The 399-nt window shown below is 69.9% G+C and carries 1 protein-coding gene; it reads left to right on the forward strand.

The features are described 5' to 3' along the window. A partial coding sequence (locus F0L68_RS41040; RefSeq protein ID WP_149855327.1) for an RNA-guided endonuclease InsQ/TnpB family protein occupies nt 1-399 on the forward strand: 399 nt, incomplete at both ends.

Consider the following 399-nt stretch of genomic DNA (forward strand, 5'->3'; position numbering starts at 1 on the left):
GTCCGCGTTTCAAGTCCCGCAAGGACAACCGGCAGTCGTTCCGGCTCACCCGCAACGGGTTCAGCCTGCGTCCGGACGGGCGGCTGTATCTGGCGAAGGTGGGGGAGGTGCGGGTCCGCTGGTCCCGCGACCTGCCGAGCGAACCCAGCTCTGTCACGATCATCCGGGAACCCGACGGCCACTACTACGCCTCGTTCGTGGTCAAGGTCGAACCCACCCCGCTGCCGCCGGTCGAGCGGGAAGCCGGGATCGACCTGGGGATCGCCAGGTTGGCGACGGTCGCCGACACCACCGGTGGGCGGGTGGAGGTGGCCAATCCGAGACACCTGGCCGGCAGACTGCGCAAGCTCGCCCGCTTGGAGCGGGAGAAGCACCGCCGCGCCAAGGGCGGCGCGAATC

Origin of the sequence: Solihabitans fulvus, assembly GCF_008386585.1 — a bacterium.
GTDB classification, from domain to species: domain Bacteria; phylum Actinomycetota; class Actinomycetes; order Mycobacteriales; family Pseudonocardiaceae; genus Solihabitans; species Solihabitans fulvus.